The following is a 16,867-nucleotide window of genomic DNA, read 5'->3' on the forward strand; positions in this document are numbered from 1 at the left end:
GCCCCTTTACCAGACCATGGCCGAACCGCGCTTCCAACGACGCCGTATTGCTCTGCATGCAGTGGCGTTGGCTGTCGTATCGGCCGGATTGATTCTTGGATATCACCTCGCGGTCGGGCGCGATCCCGGTTTTTTCCCGGTCGCGAAACCTCCCTATCGATTGGCCGACTACGCATTTCGGCTCGAGAGAACCGGCTGTTTCGGCAACTGCCCCGATTTCATCCTGACGGTGGAAGCCGATGGAACCACCATTGTGGACACCGCGGGGGATTTTCCATTTGACGGACGCGAGCGGGAAATCCGACTGCAGAACATCCGCTACTCGTGGAAGATTGGCCCCGCTCGTCACGAACGTCTTGTCGCGCTCCTGGAAGAGGGGCGCTTCTGGGAGTTGCGCTCGGACTATTCCCGCCAGGTCACCGACAGCGCCAGCACCCGGATTGGCGTTGACACGCCAAACCGCGACTGGTCGGTGGACGTATACGCGGTACCCTGCCAATCAGATGGTTGGCGCCCACCGCCGGATGAATCACCGCTGGAACTCGTGCCGGATGTGTTCTGCGAGTTGGCCGAACAACTCGATTCGGTGGCCTGCGATACTTACACGCAGGGCAAGAAATCGTCTCCCGACGATGCGCTGGTCCCTTTTCGGCCCCCTCACTGCGAAGCCTCCCGATGAACACGTTCAACGCCTTCCGCATCCACAACGACGACCGCGGCTACCGCAGCGGCATCGAATCGATTTCGCTGGATGATCTGAACCCCGGCGAGGTGGTCATCAAGACCGCGTTCTCCTCGGTCAATTTCAAGGATGCGCTGGCCGGCACCGGCGAAGGCAAGATCCTGCGGCGGTTTCCGCTGGTCGGCGGCATCGACGTGGCCGGGCACGTGGTCGCCTCGACCGACCCAGCGTTCCGCGAAGGCGACAAGGTATTGGTCACCGGCTGCGGGCTCAGTGAGACCCGCGATGGTGGCTACGGCGAGTACGCGCGACTGGAGGCGAAATGGGTGATTCCCCTGCCGAAAGGGCTCAGCCTGCGCGAAAGCATGATCCTGGGCACCGCCGGCTTCACCGCCGCGCTCGCCCTGTACCGCATGCGGGACAACCGGCAGACGCCGGACCTCGGGCCGCTGGCGGTCACCGGTGCCACCGGCGGCGTCGGCACTCTGGCGGTCAACATTTTCAGCCGCGCCGGTTACGAAGTGCACGCCATCAGCGGCAAGGCCCAGCACGCGGACTTCCTGAAGTCGATCGGCGCGGCCGAGGTGCTGGGGCGCGACGCGCTGGCGACCGGACGGCCGATGGAATCGGCGCGCTTCGGCGGCGGCCTGGACAACGTGGGCGGACCGATGCTGGCCAGCCTGCTGGCGCAGACCGCGCCCTACGGCAACGTTGCCAGCGCGGGCCTGGCCGCGACCGCGGAACTGGACATGACGGTCATGCCGTTCATCATCCGGGGCGTATCGCTCGTCGGCGTGGCTTCGGCCGGCACGGCGCGCGCCACCCGCGACGACATCTGGCGGCATTTGGCCGACGACTGGAAACCGGACCGCCTGGACGCCATCTGCACCCGCGAAACCAGCCTGGAAGGGCTGCCGGAGGTGTTCCGGACCATGCTTTCCGGCGACTCGTTCGGCCGCACCCTGGTCACCTTCTGAGCTGTCGGGCTTGACCCGACGGCGTGTCCGGGTAGGCCCCCGTTTCTTTCTCGCCGGCCCGCTCCTACAATCGGTGCGGGGACATTTGGGGAAATCTGGGGAACTCCATGGCACGCATTCTGATCGTCGACGATTCACCTTCGCAGTTGCTGGGCATCCAGCGCATCGTCGAAAAACTGGGGCATGAATCCCTCACCGCCGAGGACGGCGCCGCGGGCGTGGAAGTCGCCAAGCGCGAGCTGCCGGACATGGTGCTGATGGACGTGGTCATGCCCAATCTCAACGGCTTCCAGGCGACCCGTACGCTGAGTCGCGAAGCCAGCACCAAGCACATCCCGGTGATCCTGGTGACCACCAAGGATCAGGACACCGATCGCATGTGGGGTCTGCGCCAGGGCGCCAAGGCCTATCTGACCAAGCCGTTCTCGGAAGACGAGTTGGCCGAGGTCATCGAACGCGTGTTCAATGCGCGGGAACTGCCGGAGCCGCCGGCGGCCTGATTCGCACGGCGCGCCGGCGTGATGAAGAAAAGCAGGCCGTGGCCTGCTTTTCTTTTTTGAACGACCACGCCTCCCGTCTCATTCTGTGGGAGCGACGTGAGTCGCGATGCCCGACTGCGGCCGACAACCCGGGGACTCGCGGCTCACGTCGCTCCCACAAGGGGGTGCTACGGCTTCTCGCCGAAGGCGCGGGCCAGGTCGCGAAATGCGCGGGAACTGCCGGAGCCGCCGGCGGCCTGATTCGCACGGCGCGCCGACGTGATGAAGAAAAGCAGGCCGTGGCCCGCTTTTCCTTTTTGAACGACCACGCCTCCCGTCTCATTCTGTGGGAGCGACGTGAGTCGCGATGCCCGACTGCGGCCGACAACCCGGGGACTCGCGGCTCACGTCGCTCCCACAAGGGGGTGCTACGGCTTCTCGCCGAAGGCGCGGGCCAGGTCGCGATAGGCTTCCCGCTGCTCTTCGCTGGCGGCACGCGGCGCGGTGATTTCCAGCTCCACGATCTGATCGCCGGCGGGATTGCCCGGCAGGCCGCGTCCGCGCAAACGCAGTTTGCGGCCGGCTTCCGAATCCGGTGGAATCTTCACCTCGACCTCCCCGCCCAGCGTGGGCACGGTCAATGCGGCGCCCAGTACCGCCTGCCACGGCGTCACCGGCAGCACGTAGATGATGTTGCGGCCATCCACCTCGAACTGCGGATGCGCGGCGTATTCGATTTCCAGCAGCAGGTTGCCGCCATTGCCTCCCTGCCCGGCCAGACGGATCACCTGGCCCGGCTTGATGCCTTTGGGCACCTTGACCTCCAGTTGCCGGCCGTTGACGTTCACCCGCACGCTGCCGCCGTCATGCACCGCCTGCAACGGCACCGCCAGCTTGGCGCGGGAATCCCGCGGCGCCTGCGGTCCCCGCGCCTGTGCGCCGTCGCTGCGTCCACGGCGACCGAACAGGCCTTCGAAGAAATCACTGAAACCACCGCCACTGCTGCCGGTGCTGCCGAAGACCTCGTCGAAGTCGAAGTTCTGTCCGCCGAATCCACCCTGGCCGAAATCCGGCGGCGGGCGGAACTCCTCGCCCGGTCGATAGCCGCGCGCGCGCAGCTGGTCGTAGGCCGCGCGCTTCTGCGGATCGCGCAGGGCCTCGTAGGCTTCGTTGACCGCCTTGAACTGATCCTCGGCGCCGGCCTCCTTGCTGACGTCGGGATGGTACTTGCGTGCCAGCCGCCGGTACGCCGTCTTGATCTCGGCGTCGCCGGCGCTGGGTTCCACGCCCAGCACCGCGTAATAATCCTTGAACTGCATCAGGGCTCCACTGGAAAACCATGCCGGTCCGTGGCCGGCTGGAAAAACGGAATGGCCCGCAAGGCGGGCGCCACGACCAATTCTAGCGGCTGTCGCACCGATTGCCCGGGCCGGCCGGCCTGCCGGACCCGGGCATGGATGGCCGTCCACGTTCATGCGGTGGAGCGCGCGCGCCAGCGCCGTCGTAACGTCCCGCACCGGCGAGGCGGGCTACACTTCATTCAGCCTCCCACACCAGGACCCGACCATGACCATCCAGATTGGCGAACACATTCCCGAAGTCATCCTCAAGCGCATCCGCGAGGGCGTCGAGACCGTCGATACGCATGCCCTGTTCGACGGCCGCAAGGTCGTGCTGTTCGCCGTGCCCGGCGCCTTCACGCCGACCTGCTCGGAAAAGCACCTGCCCAGTTTCGTCCAGCATTTCGACGACTTCCGCAGACGCGGCATCGAAGTGTTCTGCGTGTCGGTCAACGACCCGTTCGTGATGCAGGCCTGGGGCAAGACCCAGCACGTACCCGACGGCCTGCTGATGCTGGCCGACGGCAACGCCGATCTGGTCAAGGCGCTTGGCCTGGAAATGGACGCCAGCGGCTACGGCATGGGCATCCGCGCGCGCCGCTTCGCGCTGTACGCGGAGGACGGCGTGGTCCGCAACCTGTTCGTCGAAGCGCCGGGCGAGTACAAGGTGTCCTCGGCCGAACACGTGCTGGCGAACATCTGACGTCGCAAGGGTTTCCTCGCACGAATCCTGGCGGCCGGACACCTGTTCCGGCCGCGTGGATGACGCAGACAGCTGCGACTTCACCGCAGAATCGAGAACCCCACCCGCGTCCACGCGCCGCTGTCGGCCAAAGCCGTCAGCGTGTGCGATCCGGGTTCGTCGAAGTCGCGCACGAACGTGCGCGCGCCCTGGGTTTCCGCGATCCATCTGCCGTCAAGCAGCCACTGCACGCGCGTCTCGGTGCCCAGTGCGCGCAATTGCAGGCGCACGCCGTGTTCGCTGCCCGGCGCGCGCGCCAGGGTGGCGCGATCGTTGATGCCGTCGATGCGCATTTCTTCCAACGCCTCGCGTCCATCGTCCGCGCAGTCCGGTGACAGCAGCGGCAGCCGCGACTGCGCGCGGGTCTGCGCCTCCAGCCACGGCGATGCCAACGCCGGCCAGCGGGCGATGCGCCGGGTCCGTGGCGTGTGTGGCTGCGCGCATTCGGCGGACAGGCGCAGGCCGGTCGCCGCATCCACCTCGAACACCTCGGTGCCCGCGCTCCAGCGGCGCGCATCGCGCTCGGCCGGCGTGGGCGGAATCGCACCGTCCAGCGTCCACGCCTTCATCCGTCGCTGGCACAGCTCCGGCGCATCCGTCTCGGGCGCCAGGCCCAGCGGCCAGCAGATCTCGGTTTCGGCCACGTTGGCCGGTGGCGGCTGCGCGGTGGCATCGCCACGCGTGCGCGGCAGGCTGTCGATGACCTCGAACATCAGCGGCAGCGCCGTCACCGCGCCGTACTGACCCGGCAGCGGCGTGCCATCCGGCCGCCCCACCCACACGCCGACCGTGTAGCGGCGTGTGCTTCCCAGCGCCCAGGCATCACGGAAGCCATAGCTGGTACCGGTCTTCCAGGCCACGCGCGGGCGCATCGCGGTGTCGAATGCGCCCTGCCCGTAGCCCGGCCTCGGATGCGATTCCAGAATCTCGCGGATGATCCAGGCGGCGCCCGGCGAGACCAGCCGGCGATCCTCGCGCCGATCCTGTGGCGTATAGCGCACCCGGCCCGCCAGACCATCCCGATTGAAGGCCGCGAACGCGCCGACCAGATCCTCCAGGCGCGCGCCGGTACCGCCGAGGATCAACGCCAGGTTCGGCACCGCCCCGCGCGGATACTTCAGGCTGATGCCGGCATTGGCCAGGCGCGCTGAGAAACGCGCCGGTCCCACCCGATCCAGCAGATCCACCGCCGGCACGTTGAGCGAGAGGCGCAATGCCTCCGCCGCGCCGATGGGACCGTTGAACGCGGCGTCGAAATTACCCGGACGGTAACCGCCGAACGATTGCGGGGCGTCGACCAGCAGGCTTTCTGAATGGATGAGGCCATCGTCCAGCGCCAGTCCGTACAGGAACGGCTTGAGCGTCGAGCCGGGCGAACGCCAGGCCTGGACCATGTCCACGTGGCCCAGGCGATCCTTGTCGCCGAACGTCACCGAACCCACGTAGGCGCGCGCCTCCATGCTGGCATTGTCGATCACCAGCAACGCCGCCGAGGTGCGCGCCGGCAACTGCGAGAAATAGGATGCAACCCGCTCTTCCAGGGTGCGCTGCAGGTCCGCGTCGATGGTCGACTCGATGCGCGCGGCGCGCGGTTGCCGCTGGCGCAGGCGCTCGGCGAGCAGGGCCGCCGACAACGGCGGCTGCAGGGAACGCGCCACCACCGGTTCGATGCGTGCCTCTTCCACCTGCGCGGGCGTCCAGACGCCGAGCGCGACCATCCGCGCCAGCACCTTGTCGCGGGCCGCTCGCGCGGCGTCCGGATGGCGATCGGGACGCAGGCGGCTGGGTGATTGCGGCAGCACCGCCAACAGCGCCGCTTCGGCCTGCGACAGACGCGTGGCCGGTTTGCCGAGATAGGCCCAGCTGGCTGCCTCCACGCCTTCGATGGTGCCGCCGAAGGGCGCGCGTTCCAGGTACAGGGAGAGGATTTCGCGCTTGGACAGGTGTGCTTCCAGTTGCACCGCGCGCAGCAACTGCTTGAGTTTGCCCCACGGCGTGCGCGTGTGCGGGTCCAGGATCCGCGCCACCTGCATGGTCAGGGTCGAACCACCGGACACGATCCGCCCGCGCCGCAGCCATTGCCCGCCGGCGCGCAGCATCGCCCACGGATTGACGCCCGGGTGCTTCCAGAACCAGCGATCCTCGTAGTTCAGCAGCGCATCCAGGTACAGCGGCGACACGCTTTCCGGCGTGGCCGGGTAACGCCAGACGCCCTCGCGATCGGCGAACGCGCGCAGCGGCGTGCCGTCGCCCGAGACCACCAGCGTACTGGTGTCGCGCGCCTTCGGCAGCGGCGGCGGGAACAGCAGATCCAGCACCAGCAGCGAAGACAGCACCACGACCGTGCCCCAGCGCAGCAGGGTTGGCCAGCGCAGCGCGCGCAGGCGCCGCCATGCGCGTTGCCGGTGGGACATCTCCGAATCAGCCATCAGTCACGCATCACGTCGGTGGCGACATTCGCACCGCATGTGGGTTGGCCACCACGGCATCCGCAACGCCACCTGCCTCCCGCCTTCGGAACAAGGGAACCGGAGTCCAGCGATTTCCGATCTCCGATTCCCCATTTCCTGTTCCCATCCTACGGCTGCACGACAGTGATGGTGCCCACCTTCGATCGGCCCACGCCCCGGATGTCCGGACGATACATGTCTTCCACCAGCGGCGGCGGCACGGTGTAGGTACCCGGCGTCACCGCACGCACCAGGTAGAACACCTTGGCGGTATCGCCGCTGTCCAGCTTCAGCGCGGCCACATAGCGATCGTCGCGGAATTCCTCGTGCTTGACGTCCGCGGCGCTGCCGCGGTCGCTGACGCTGATGCCATCGACCACCACGTCGGCCCATTGCTTGGCGTCGCCGAGGTTGAAGTTCTCGATCTCCAGGCCCGCCGGAAGCAGATCGGTGAACAGCGCATCCGGCATGGTCGCGTGCGGGGTGATGCTGACCCGGACGATCAGGGCCTCGCCTTCCTTCAGCGTGCCGCCGCTCCATTCCTTGCCGTCGGTGGTGTAGTAGCGCCGCTCGATGCCGATCTGGCGTTCGTCGGCGGCCGGCGGCGTGCGCGGAATGCCGCTCACGTCCAGGCTGGCGTACAGCGGCGGCTGGCCATCCGGCACGAAGCGCGCGCCGCGCGCCAGCGCCGCATGATCGAGGCTACGACCGAACAGCTTGCCCGGTGCGATGGCTTCACTTTCGCTTCCCAGGCTCCAGGTGCCGGACACCAGCTTCTTCTGATCGACCATCAGCGCCTTGCCCAGCCGTGCCAACGCGACCTGCTCCTGCGTGCTCAGCCACAACCAGCCGCTGTTGCGGCGGGCATCCAGCTCACGGCCCAGCGACACCGCGCGACGGTCGTACTCCGGTTTGGACAGCTTGCGCTCGTGCACCAGCGCGATCATCAGCGCATCGTCACGCAGGCGGGTACCGTAATCGCCGAGGTAGTCCGGGCGATCCCCGGTCTTGGCGAAACCTTCGGCGATCGCCTTCGCGCCACGCGCCTTGTCGCCCTGCAACGACAGCGCCAGACCCAGGTGGACCAGCGGCAGGCCGGTCAGGCTCTTGCTGCGCTCGTTGTCGTACAGCGCGCGCAGCGTGCCCAGCGGCGCCCGGTTGACCCGCGCCAGCGCGTAGCCGGCGTAGGCCTGGTTGGCGAACTTCAGGTGATCGCGCTGCGAGTAGCCATAGAACTGCGCGCCGCCGGCCAGCAGATCCTCGTTGAGGCGGTTGAGTGCCTTCTGCAGGACCGCATCGGGCACGGCGAAACCACCTTCGCGCGCATCCAGCAGAAACTCGACCACGTACGGGGTCAGGCCTGGATTGACGTAGCCGTCGTCGCCCCACATCGAGAAATGGCCATTGGCCACCTGCATCGAGGCCAGCCGGCCGAATGCGCCTTCCATCCGCTCGCGCCGCTTCTTCGCGTCCAGTCCGCCGATGCCCAGCGACTTGGCGGTCGCATCATCCAGTTCCAGCGCCGCATAACCCTTGCTGGTGGTCTGCTCGGCGCAACCGTAGGGATATTCGAGCGCGCCCTGCAGGGCGCTGGCGAACGGAATCGGCGGCAGCGCGCTGACCAGCATGCGGGCATTGACCGAACCGGCCATCAGGCCGTCGGCCAGCCCCGCGCCCATCTCCACCGGCGCCAGGCTGTCCAGCACTAGCGTGCGCGAGCGCAGCACCGCCGGCCAGCCGGCACGCACCGGCAGGTCATAGCGGCGATCGACCTTGAAGCCGTTGCCGTCCACCCTCACCCGCACCTTGGCCGTGGTGTAGCCCTCGCCGGCGGTGATCGGGAAGCTCAGCGTGGTCTTGGCATCGGCCCCGAGTTTGGCGCTGCGCGCGGACTCGCCGATCGACAGCGGACCCTCGCCTTCCACCCGCACGCTGAACTCGCCGGGCTTGCCGGTGAAGTTCTGCACGTCCAGGGTCACCATGCTGCGGTCGCCCGGCGCCAACACGCGCGGCAGGCTGGCTTCGGCGACGATTGGCGCGCGCACCAGGGTCTCGCGATCGCGGTTGCCGTAACGCTCGTCGGAATACAGCAGCGCCGACACCCGCAGCGTGCCGTTGAAGTCGGGCACCCTCAGGCGGATGCGCGCGTTGCCCTTGCCATCCAGCTTCACCGGACCGGCGAACAGATCCACCGTCTGCACCCGCGAGGTCGGCCGCTTGGCCTGTGGAAGCGCGGTCAGCGCCATGTCGCCGCCGAAGCGGAGCTTGGCGCTGCCGCCTTCGAAACTCTCGATGACCCGCCCATAGATGTCGTACGCATCCACGCCCAGGCGACGCTGGGCGAAGAACTGCGCGTTCGCGTCCGGCACGGGGAAGCGGGTGATGTTGAGGATGCCCACGTCCACCGCCGAGACGGTGACATGCGCCGCCTTGCCGGCCAGTTCTGGCACGCTCACGGTGACTGGCAGTTCCTGCTCGGGCCGCATCTGCCTGGGCACCGCCAGGCCGACCGCGACGCGGCGCGTCTTGCGATCCATCGGCACGTGGGCCACGCCAATCGCGCGCGCCGGGGTGATCTTGCTCGGCGCGGAACCACCACGGAACACCAGTGCGGTGACATATACGTCATGCCGCTCCCAATCCTTGGTGACCGGAATGGAGAAGCGGCTGCCGGGCTTGGCGTCGATCTCCTGCACGTACAGCATGCGGTCGGCTTCGACCATCAGCAGACCCTTGCCCGGGTGTGGCGGCGTCAACGTCACCTGCAACGTGTCGCCGGCCTGGTAGCCGGTCTTGTCCAGTGCCAGCTTGACCTTGTCGGGGCGGGCATCGAGGCCGCGGTTCTGGTCGTCCCAGCTCCAGCCGGCGCGGAACGGATAGCGGGTGGTCAGGCCGGACGCCGGATCGAACACATCCAGGCGGTACTCGCCCCACTCCACCGGATAGTCGATGCGCGCGGCAGTGGCGCCGGCATCGATCACCTTGGCTTCCAGGTTCTCGAAGCGGCGGGTGAAGTCGTAGTCCCAGCCGCCGTCCTCGTCGTAGTTCCAGTGGTAATCGCGGTGCTCGCGCACCAGCGTCACCTTCAGGCCCTTGCCGGATTGCGGCTTGCCAGCCGCGTCCACCCGCATGATCTCGAAGCCCGCGTTGCTGTTGGCGTCGGCGCCCTCCTTGTCGTCGAACAGCGGGCGCACGCCTACCAGCGCGCTGGCGGGCCACATGACGCGCTTCAGCGTGCGCGTCACCGTGCGTCCACCGGTCTCGTAGACGCTGCCGGAGATGACGGCCGCAATCGGCGTCACCGGCTTGGCCTCGGCCGGAAGCGCGATGGCTTCGCGATGGATGCCCTTGTCGTCGAACTGGGTGTCGACGACGTCCTTGGCTTCCTTCGGCAGCTCCACGGTGGGATCGCCGAAGAAGTAGCCCGGCAACGCCTCGACCGGATGCTGTTCCACCGCCACCGCCAGGCGCGCGGTGAAGCGGTTGCCGGCGGCCGGCGCCCCGTACAGATAGGCGGCCGTGGCCTGCAGTTGCAGCGGCTGTCCGGGCGCGAGCGTGGCCTGCACGGTATCCAGGTCCAGCTTCATCCGCTCGGGCAGGAATTCCTCGATGCGCAGGGTCATGCCCTGCACCGCTTCCTTGCTGGCGGGATCGGTGCGGAACTCGACCTGCCAGCGACCTGTCGGGGCTTCCTGCGGGATGATCTGCTCGAAGTTGAAGTAGCCCTGTTCGCCGGGCTGCAGGCGGGTTTCGCGGAAAGTCTTGCCGTCGGGCTGCTTCAGGCGCAGGAAGATCGGCTGCGCCTTGACCGGACGGCCGTCGAAATCACGCAGCAGCGCCGAAAGCCGCACCGTCTCGCCGGGGCGATACAGATCGCGGCCGGACCAGGCGAACACGTCGAACCAGGCCTGCTCGCGCCCCGCCACCGCGAACTCGGACAGATCCAGCGCCGGCTGGTTGAACGGCAGCATCGACACGTCCTGGCCGCGCCGGGCAATCAGCACATGCCCCGCGTCCAGTTTGTATTTCAGCAGCGCGTTGCCGTTGCTGTCGGTCTTGGCCGTCAGGAAGGTCTCGCCCTTGGCGTCCAGCACGCGCAGTTCGACCCCGCCCACCGCGGCGCCATCCCGCAGCGAGGCGGTATGGACGAACAGCTGATCCTTGTAGGCGCGCGTGTGCAGGCCCAGATCGCTGACGGTGAAGAACGCGGTCTCGAAATCGCCGGCGAACTTGCCGGTGCGCTTCATCACCGCGAAGTACAGGCCGGGTTCCTGGAGTTCCTTGATGTCCTGGATCGGCAGGTAGGTCAGCAGGCGCTCGTTCGGCTTGCCACCGAGCAGGAAGCGGTTGACGTAGACCGGTTCGGCCAGCTGAGCGATGGGCGTATTGTCGCCATAGTCGCTGTCCAGGTCCCAGCTGCCGCGGCGGCCGCCGCGCTGGTACTCGGAGAAGAACTTAGGCAGCGACTTCTCGTTGACGCGCAGGAACTCGACATCGACTTCCTTGACGTTGATCGAGACCACCGGCAGACCACGGCTCTCGCGCGCCGGCAGCACGCTGCCCTGCGAGGCGAAACCGATCGCCGGATCCAGTTCGCCGGTATGCACGCGCTGCTTGAGCTCCTTGCCCAGGCGGCTGCCGTCGGCGGCCAGCAGGTCGGCGCGGACAGTCACGTCGTAGTCCTTGGCCGCCTCCACCGACGGGAAGCGCAGGATCCTGCCCTTGTCGTCCAGCACCCAGCTGCCCTTGACCGTTTCGCCGTTGGCGCCGGTCACGGCCAGCAACTGATCGAAATCCTGCGAGCTCACCAGCGGGCGGCTGAACTCCAGCGCGATCGCCAGGCTGCCGTCATGCTGATCCGGATAGGCGCTCGCCAATCCGAAACCGACCACTTCCTGCCGCTGCGCCTGCACCGCCTCGCCACTGGCCTCGGGCAATTGCCCGGTGTCGTTGCGCTTGCACCCGGCGAGCGCGACGAGCGCCAGCAGGCCGATGAAAAACGCGCGCATCCCGAAGGCGCGCGTGTCGCGGAAGGAAGGATCCAACGATTCCATGTGCATGTCCCTGATCCGGTCTTGGCGGCAGTATAGAACGCGGATCGCGGGCCTTTGGGGTCAACGCGGCCAAAACACCGGAAAAGAAAAACCCCGGCGCGGGCCGGGGTTTTTGATCCGTTTGCCGGTCGGGCCTCAGGCCTGCGGCGGTGGCGCGGTGACATCGCCGGATTCGGCGGTATCGACGTCGCCCTCTTCGTCCTCCTCCAGCGAGGCGTCCAGGCGTTCGACCGCCTGCAACACCTCGCCTTCGGACAGGCGCATCAGGGTCACGCCCTGGGTGTTGCGGCCGACCCGCGAGATTTCCGAGGCGCGGGTGCGCACCAGGGTGCCGCCGTCGGAAATCAGCAACACCTCGTCATTGCCCCCGAGCAGCACGGCGCCGATCAGCTTGCCGTTGCGTTCGCTGGTCTGGATGCCGATCACGCCCTGGGTGCCGCGACCCTTGCGCGGATACTCCGACAACGGGGTGCGCTTGCCGTAGCCGTTCTCGGTCGCGGTCAGGATGTAAGTTTCCCCCGCGTCATCCGCGCCGGTGGCGTCCACCACCGTCACGGCATCCTCGCTGGCCTCGGCCACATCCTCGGCGCCTTCATCCTCGCCCTCGTCCACGCCACCGGCGGACTCGGACACGATCAGGCTGACCACTTCCTCGCCCTTGGCCAGACGGATGCCGCGCACGCCGGCCGCGGTGCGGCCCATCGAGCGCACCTTGTCCTCGGCGAAGCGTACGGTCTTGCCGTTGGAGGCGAACAGCAGCACGTCGTTGCCGCCGTCGGTCAGGGCCACGCCGATCAGGGCGTCACCCTCGTCCAGGCTGATGGCGATCTTGCCGCGCGCCAGGCGGAAGGCGAACTCGGTCAGCGGGGTCTTCTTGACCGTACCGCTGCGGGTTGCGAAGAACACGTAGCGGTCTTCCTCGTAGGCGCGCACCGGCAACACCGCCTGGACCTTCTCGCCTTCCTCCAGCGGGATCCAGTTGATGATCGGGCGGCCACGGGCGCTGGAGCCGGCTTCCGGCAACTGGTGCACGGGCAGCCAGAACACCTTGCCGCTGCTGGTGAAGGTCAGCAGGGTGTCATGGGTGTTGACCAGCCACAGCTGATCGATGAAATCCTCTTCCTTGGTCGCCGCCGCGCTGCGGCCGCGGCCACCTCGGCGCTGCGCCCGGTAGGCGCTCACCGGCTGGCGCTTGGCGTAGCCGGCGTGCGACAGGGTGACCACCACGTCTTCCGGCGCGATCAGGTCGAGGATGTCCAGGTCTTCCTCGCTGTGGCGGATTTCGCTGCGGCGCGCATCGCCAAACTCGGCCTTGACGTTCAGCAGCTCGTCGCGGATGACCTGCAGCAGCACGTCCGGGTTTTCCAGGATGCGGATCAGGCCGGCGATGACGTGCAGCAGTTCCTTGTATTCCTCGGTCAGCTTTTCCTGTTCCAGGCCGGTCAGGCGATGCAGGCGCATCTCCAGGATCTGGGTGGCCTGCACATCGGTCAGCTGGTACATGCCGTTGACCAGGCCGACGCCCTTGGGCAGGTCATCCGGGCGCGAGGCCTCGGCGCCAGTCGCCGACAGCAGCGCGCCGACCAGACCGGGCTGCCAGGTCTTGGCCAGCATCCGTTCGCGGGCTTCCTGCGGGTTGGCCGAGGTCTTGATCAGCTCGATCATCTCGTCGATGTTGGCGAGCGCGACCGTCAGGCCTTCCAGGATGTGGGCGCGGGCGCGGGCCTTGCGCAGTTCGAAGATGGTGCGGCGGGTCACCACCTCGCGGCGGTGGCGCACGAACGCCTCCAGCATCTGCTTCAGGTTGAGCAGCTGCGGACGGCCATCCACCAGCGCCACCATGTTGATGCCGAACACCGATTCCATCGGCGTCTGCGAGTAGAGGTTGTTCAGCACCACCTCGGCCGATTCGCCGCGCTTGACCTCGATGTAGATGCGCATGCCGTCCTTGTCGGACTCGTCGCGCAGCTCGCTGATGCCTTCCAGCTTCTTCTCTTTCACCAGCTCGGCGATCTTCTCGATCAGCCGCGCCTTGTTCACCTGGTAGGGAATCTCGGTGACGATGATGGCCTCGCGGCCGGTGCGATCATCGACCTCGATGTCCGCCTTGGCGCGCATGCGCACGCGACCACGGCCGGTGCGGTAGCCGGCGATGATGCCGGCGGTGCCGTTGATGATGCCCGCGGTCGGGAAATCCGGACCGGGGATGTACTGCATCAGGCCGTCGACGTCGATCTCGGGGTCGTTGATCAGCGCGATCAGGCCGTCGATCACTTCCGACAGGTTGTGCGGCGGGATGTTGGTGGCCATGCCGACCGCGATGCCGGCGGAGCCATTGACCAGCAGGTTCGGGAACCGGGTCGGCATGACCGTCGGCTCCAGTTCCTTCTCGTCGTAGTTGGGCTGGAAGTCGACGGTTTCCTTGTCGATGTCCGCCATCAGTTCGTGGGTCAGGCGCGACATCCGCGCCTCGGTGTAACGCATCGCCGCCGCGCTGTCGCCGTCGACCGAACCGAAGTTGCCCTGCCCGTCCACCAGCAGGTAACGCAGCGAGAACGGCTGGGCCATGCGCACCAGCGTGTCGTAGACCGACTGATCGCCGTGCGGGTGGAACTTACCGATCACGTCACCGACGATACGCGCCGACTTGTAGTACGGCTTGTTGCTGTGCGCGCCCAGTTCGTTCATCGCGTACAACACACGTCGATGCACCGGCTTCAGGCCGTCCCGGACGTCCGGGAGGGCGCGTCCCACGATCACGCTCATGGCGTAGTCGAGGTAACTCTTGCGCATCTCGTCTTCGAGGTTGACGGGGATGATTTCCTTGGCGAGATCAGCCATTCGGGTTCCGTATTCTCAGGTTTTTCGAGCCGAAACCGGCCTGCCGGGGCGGAGCCGGCAACGCTAGCGCGGGCGGGGTTTCAGGCAGGTTTTTACAACCCGCGGAGTGTACCACAGACGGGACTTTTCCGCCCGGTTTTCAGCCTCGGAAACAAGCAGTTAGGCCCCGGCCAGCGGGTTCGGCCAGGCTCGCTTCCGGCGCGCGCGCGATGGCAATGGCGAAAACCGGCGGGGTATCGCCGAGCGCATTTCAATGGCCAGCGAAACCCGGTCGACGCGCCCCATTCCGGGAGTGGTTCAGGAGCCCCGAGCCCGGTCAGATGCCGCCTGGGCCGCCGGACTCAGCCGAACGCGGCCCGCATCCTGGCCAGGGTGGGCTGCTCGACCACGCCCTTCTCGGTGACGATGGCGTCGATCAGGCTGGCGGGAGTGACGTCGAACACCGGGTTCCAGGCGGCGATGCCCTCGGCCACCGTGCGGACTCCGCCGATGCCCAGCAGTTCGCCGGGGTCGCGTTCCTCGATCTCGATGGCCTCGCCGTCCGGGGTCGCCATGTCCACCGTGGACGACGGTGCCACCACCATGAAGCGCGCGCCGTGGTGGCGGGCGGTGATGGCCAGCTGGTAAGTGCCGATCTTGTTGGCGGTATCGCCGTTGGCGCAGATGCGATCGGCGCCGACCACCACCCACTGCACCGCACCGGTCTTCAACAGGTGCGAGGCGGCCGAATCGGCGATGAGAGTGGCGGGAATGCCATCCTGCTGCAGTTCCCAGGCGGTCAGCCGCGCCCCCTGTTGCCAGGGACGGGTTTCGCCTGCGAACACGCGGCCGATCCGGCCCTGCGCCACGCCGGCGCGGATCACGCCCAGCGCGGTGCCGAATCCGGCGGTCGCCAGCGAACCGGTATTGCAGTGGGTCAGCACGCCGCTGCCCTGCCCGATCAGGGCCGCGCCGAGTTCGCCCATGTGCCGGTTGGCGGCCAGATCCTCGTCGGCGATCGCCTGCGCCTCGCGTTCCAGCACCGCGCGCCAGTCCGCGCCCGTCCCGTGCAGCGCCGCGCGCATGCGCGCCAGCGCCCAGGCCAGGTTGACCGCGGTCGGACGGGCGGCGTTGAGCCGCTGCAACGCCGGTTCCAATGCCGTGGCGGCCTGTGCGCCGTCGGCGGCGTCCACCACGCGCGCGGCCAGCACCACGCCCCAGGCCGCGGAAATGCCGATCGCAGGCGCGCCACGCACCGCCAACGCATGGATCGCGGCGGCCACTTCATCGCTGGTCGCGCAGGTCAGGTATTCCACCACGAAGGGCAGCTTGCGCTGGTCCAGCAGTTCCAGGGCGTCGCCGGTCCAGCGGATCGGACGGATGCGGTCGTAGCGGGCGTAGTCGAAGGCGTCGTTCATCGCGCCATTGTAGCGGGCGGAAAAAAGCCCCGCGTGGGCGGGGCTCGCTTCGTACCTGTCCGCCGCGTCGGCGGAGGCTCACCAGACGCTGAATTCTCCGCGGCAACCGCCGTTCACCCAGATACCGCCCCGATCCCAGCCCCAGCTGCGGCCTTCGATGCAGGGCGCCTTGGAGATCTGCCGCTCCAGGCGGGCGCCGCGACGGACGTTGGCATCGCAATGGCGGGTACGGTTGTCGTTGGAATCGCAGCGCACGATGCGATCGTTGCCGCCCCAGCCACCGCCGTTCCCGTTGCCGCCATTCCAGCCGCCACCACCACGTCCGCTCACCGCGAATTCCGCGCGGCAACCGCCGGAAACCCAGATCTGGTCACGTTCGCGCCCCCAGTTGTAGCCTTCGGTGCAGCGGGTCTTGGAGATCTGCCGATGCAGGCGGACATAGCCGCCACGCGGAATGGCGCAGGTGCGATGGCGCTCGTCGTTGGAATCGCAGCGCACGATCTGGCTGCCGCCATTCCAACCGCCTCCGTTCCAGCCGCCCCCACCCCAGTTGCCACCGCCGCGCGTGCGGAACTCGGCGCGGCAGCCGCCGGTGACCCAGACGCCGTTGCGGTCCCAGCCCCAATTGCGGCCTTCGGTGCAGTAGGTCTTGGAAAGACCGCGGATCAGTTCGACGCCGCCACGGGTGTCGGCCTGGCAGTGGCGGTATTTGGCGTCCTGGGACTCGCAGCGGACGACCTGGCCATAGCCGTCTCCCGGCCGGCCGTAACCGCGGTCCTGCGGCGCGGCGGCCGCGTTCGCGGCCACCAAGCCCAGGGACAGGAACGACAACAGCGGCAACATCCGGTGCATGACGCGGGTCGTGGTGAACTTCATGGCGTGACCATCCGTGTGAGTGGTGTTAC

Annotated in this window: 10 protein-coding genes; 4 read left to right on the forward strand and 6 right to left on the reverse strand. The window is 67.6% G+C overall.

Annotated features, from left to right (window positions below; genetic code table 11):
* Window positions 1-16 precede the first annotated feature (16 nt).
* The 3 genes from AC3DEZ_RS12240 (at window position 17) to pilH (ending at window position 2,159) form a co-directional block, all read left to right on the forward strand.
* Window positions 17-679: a DUF6438 domain-containing protein gene (locus AC3DEZ_RS12240; RefSeq protein ID WP_488388448.1), complete on the forward strand. Its 663-nt coding sequence runs from the start codon at window positions 17-19 to the stop codon at window positions 677-679.
* A complete protein-coding gene (locus AC3DEZ_RS12245; RefSeq protein ID WP_488388449.1) occupies window positions 676-1,659 on the forward strand; it encodes a YhdH/YhfP family quinone oxidoreductase in 984 nt (327 codons plus the stop codon). Before AC3DEZ_RS12240 ends, AC3DEZ_RS12245 begins: the two co-directional genes overlap by 4 nt.
* A gap of 107 nt (window positions 1,660-1,766) precedes the next feature.
* Window positions 1,767-2,159, forward strand: coding sequence for a twitching motility response regulator PilH (pilH, locus tag AC3DEZ_RS12250; RefSeq protein WP_141453090.1), 393 nt, complete (start codon window positions 1,767-1,769; stop codon window positions 2,157-2,159).
* A gap of 407 nt (window positions 2,160-2,566) precedes the next feature.
* Here the strand turns inward: pilH and AC3DEZ_RS12255 are convergent, their stop codons facing one another.
* A complete protein-coding gene (locus AC3DEZ_RS12255; protein ID WP_488388450.1) occupies window positions 2,567-3,457 on the reverse strand; it encodes a DnaJ C-terminal domain-containing protein in 891 nt (296 codons plus the stop codon).
* A gap of 247 nt (window positions 3,458-3,704) precedes the next feature.
* Between AC3DEZ_RS12255 and AC3DEZ_RS12260 the strand changes: the two genes are divergently transcribed.
* Complete coding sequence (locus tag AC3DEZ_RS12260; protein WP_488388451.1) at window positions 3,705-4,181, forward strand: redoxin family protein; 477 nt, start codon at window positions 3,705-3,707, stop codon at window positions 4,179-4,181.
* Window positions 4,182-4,261: 80 nt separating this feature from the next.
* On the opposite strand, the gene pbpC is transcribed toward AC3DEZ_RS12260, so the two are convergent.
* The 5 genes from pbpC to AC3DEZ_RS12285 form a co-directional block, all read right to left on the reverse strand.
* Complete coding sequence (gene pbpC / locus AC3DEZ_RS12265) at window positions 4,262-6,634, reverse strand: penicillin-binding protein 1C (RefSeq protein WP_488388452.1); 2,373 nt, start codon at window positions 6,632-6,634, stop codon at window positions 4,262-4,264.
* 164 nt (window positions 6,635-6,798) lie between these two features.
* Window positions 6,799-11,679: an alpha-2-macroglobulin family protein gene (locus AC3DEZ_RS12270; protein ID WP_488388506.1), complete on the reverse strand. Its 4,881-nt coding sequence runs from the start codon at window positions 11,677-11,679 to the stop codon at window positions 6,799-6,801.
* A gap of 180 nt (window positions 11,680-11,859) precedes the next feature.
* Complete coding sequence (gyrA, locus tag AC3DEZ_RS12275) at window positions 11,860-14,565, reverse strand: DNA gyrase subunit A (protein ID WP_488388453.1); 2,706 nt, start codon at window positions 14,563-14,565, stop codon at window positions 11,860-11,862.
* 341 nt (window positions 14,566-14,906) lie between these two features.
* The gene (gene mtnA / locus AC3DEZ_RS12280; RefSeq protein ID WP_488388454.1) at window positions 14,907-15,962 is read right to left on the reverse strand and encodes an S-methyl-5-thioribose-1-phosphate isomerase; all 1,056 of its coding nucleotides are present in this window, start codon (window positions 15,960-15,962) and stop codon (window positions 14,907-14,909) included.
* Window positions 15,963-16,040: 78 nt separating this feature from the next.
* Window positions 16,041-16,838, reverse strand: coding sequence for a DUF3011 domain-containing protein (locus tag AC3DEZ_RS12285; protein ID WP_488388455.1), 798 nt, complete (start codon window positions 16,836-16,838; stop codon window positions 16,041-16,043).
* Window positions 16,839-16,867: the final 29 nt, after the last annotated feature.

The sequence above is a fragment of the Pseudoxanthomonas sp. 134C1 genome, assembly GCF_057773065.1.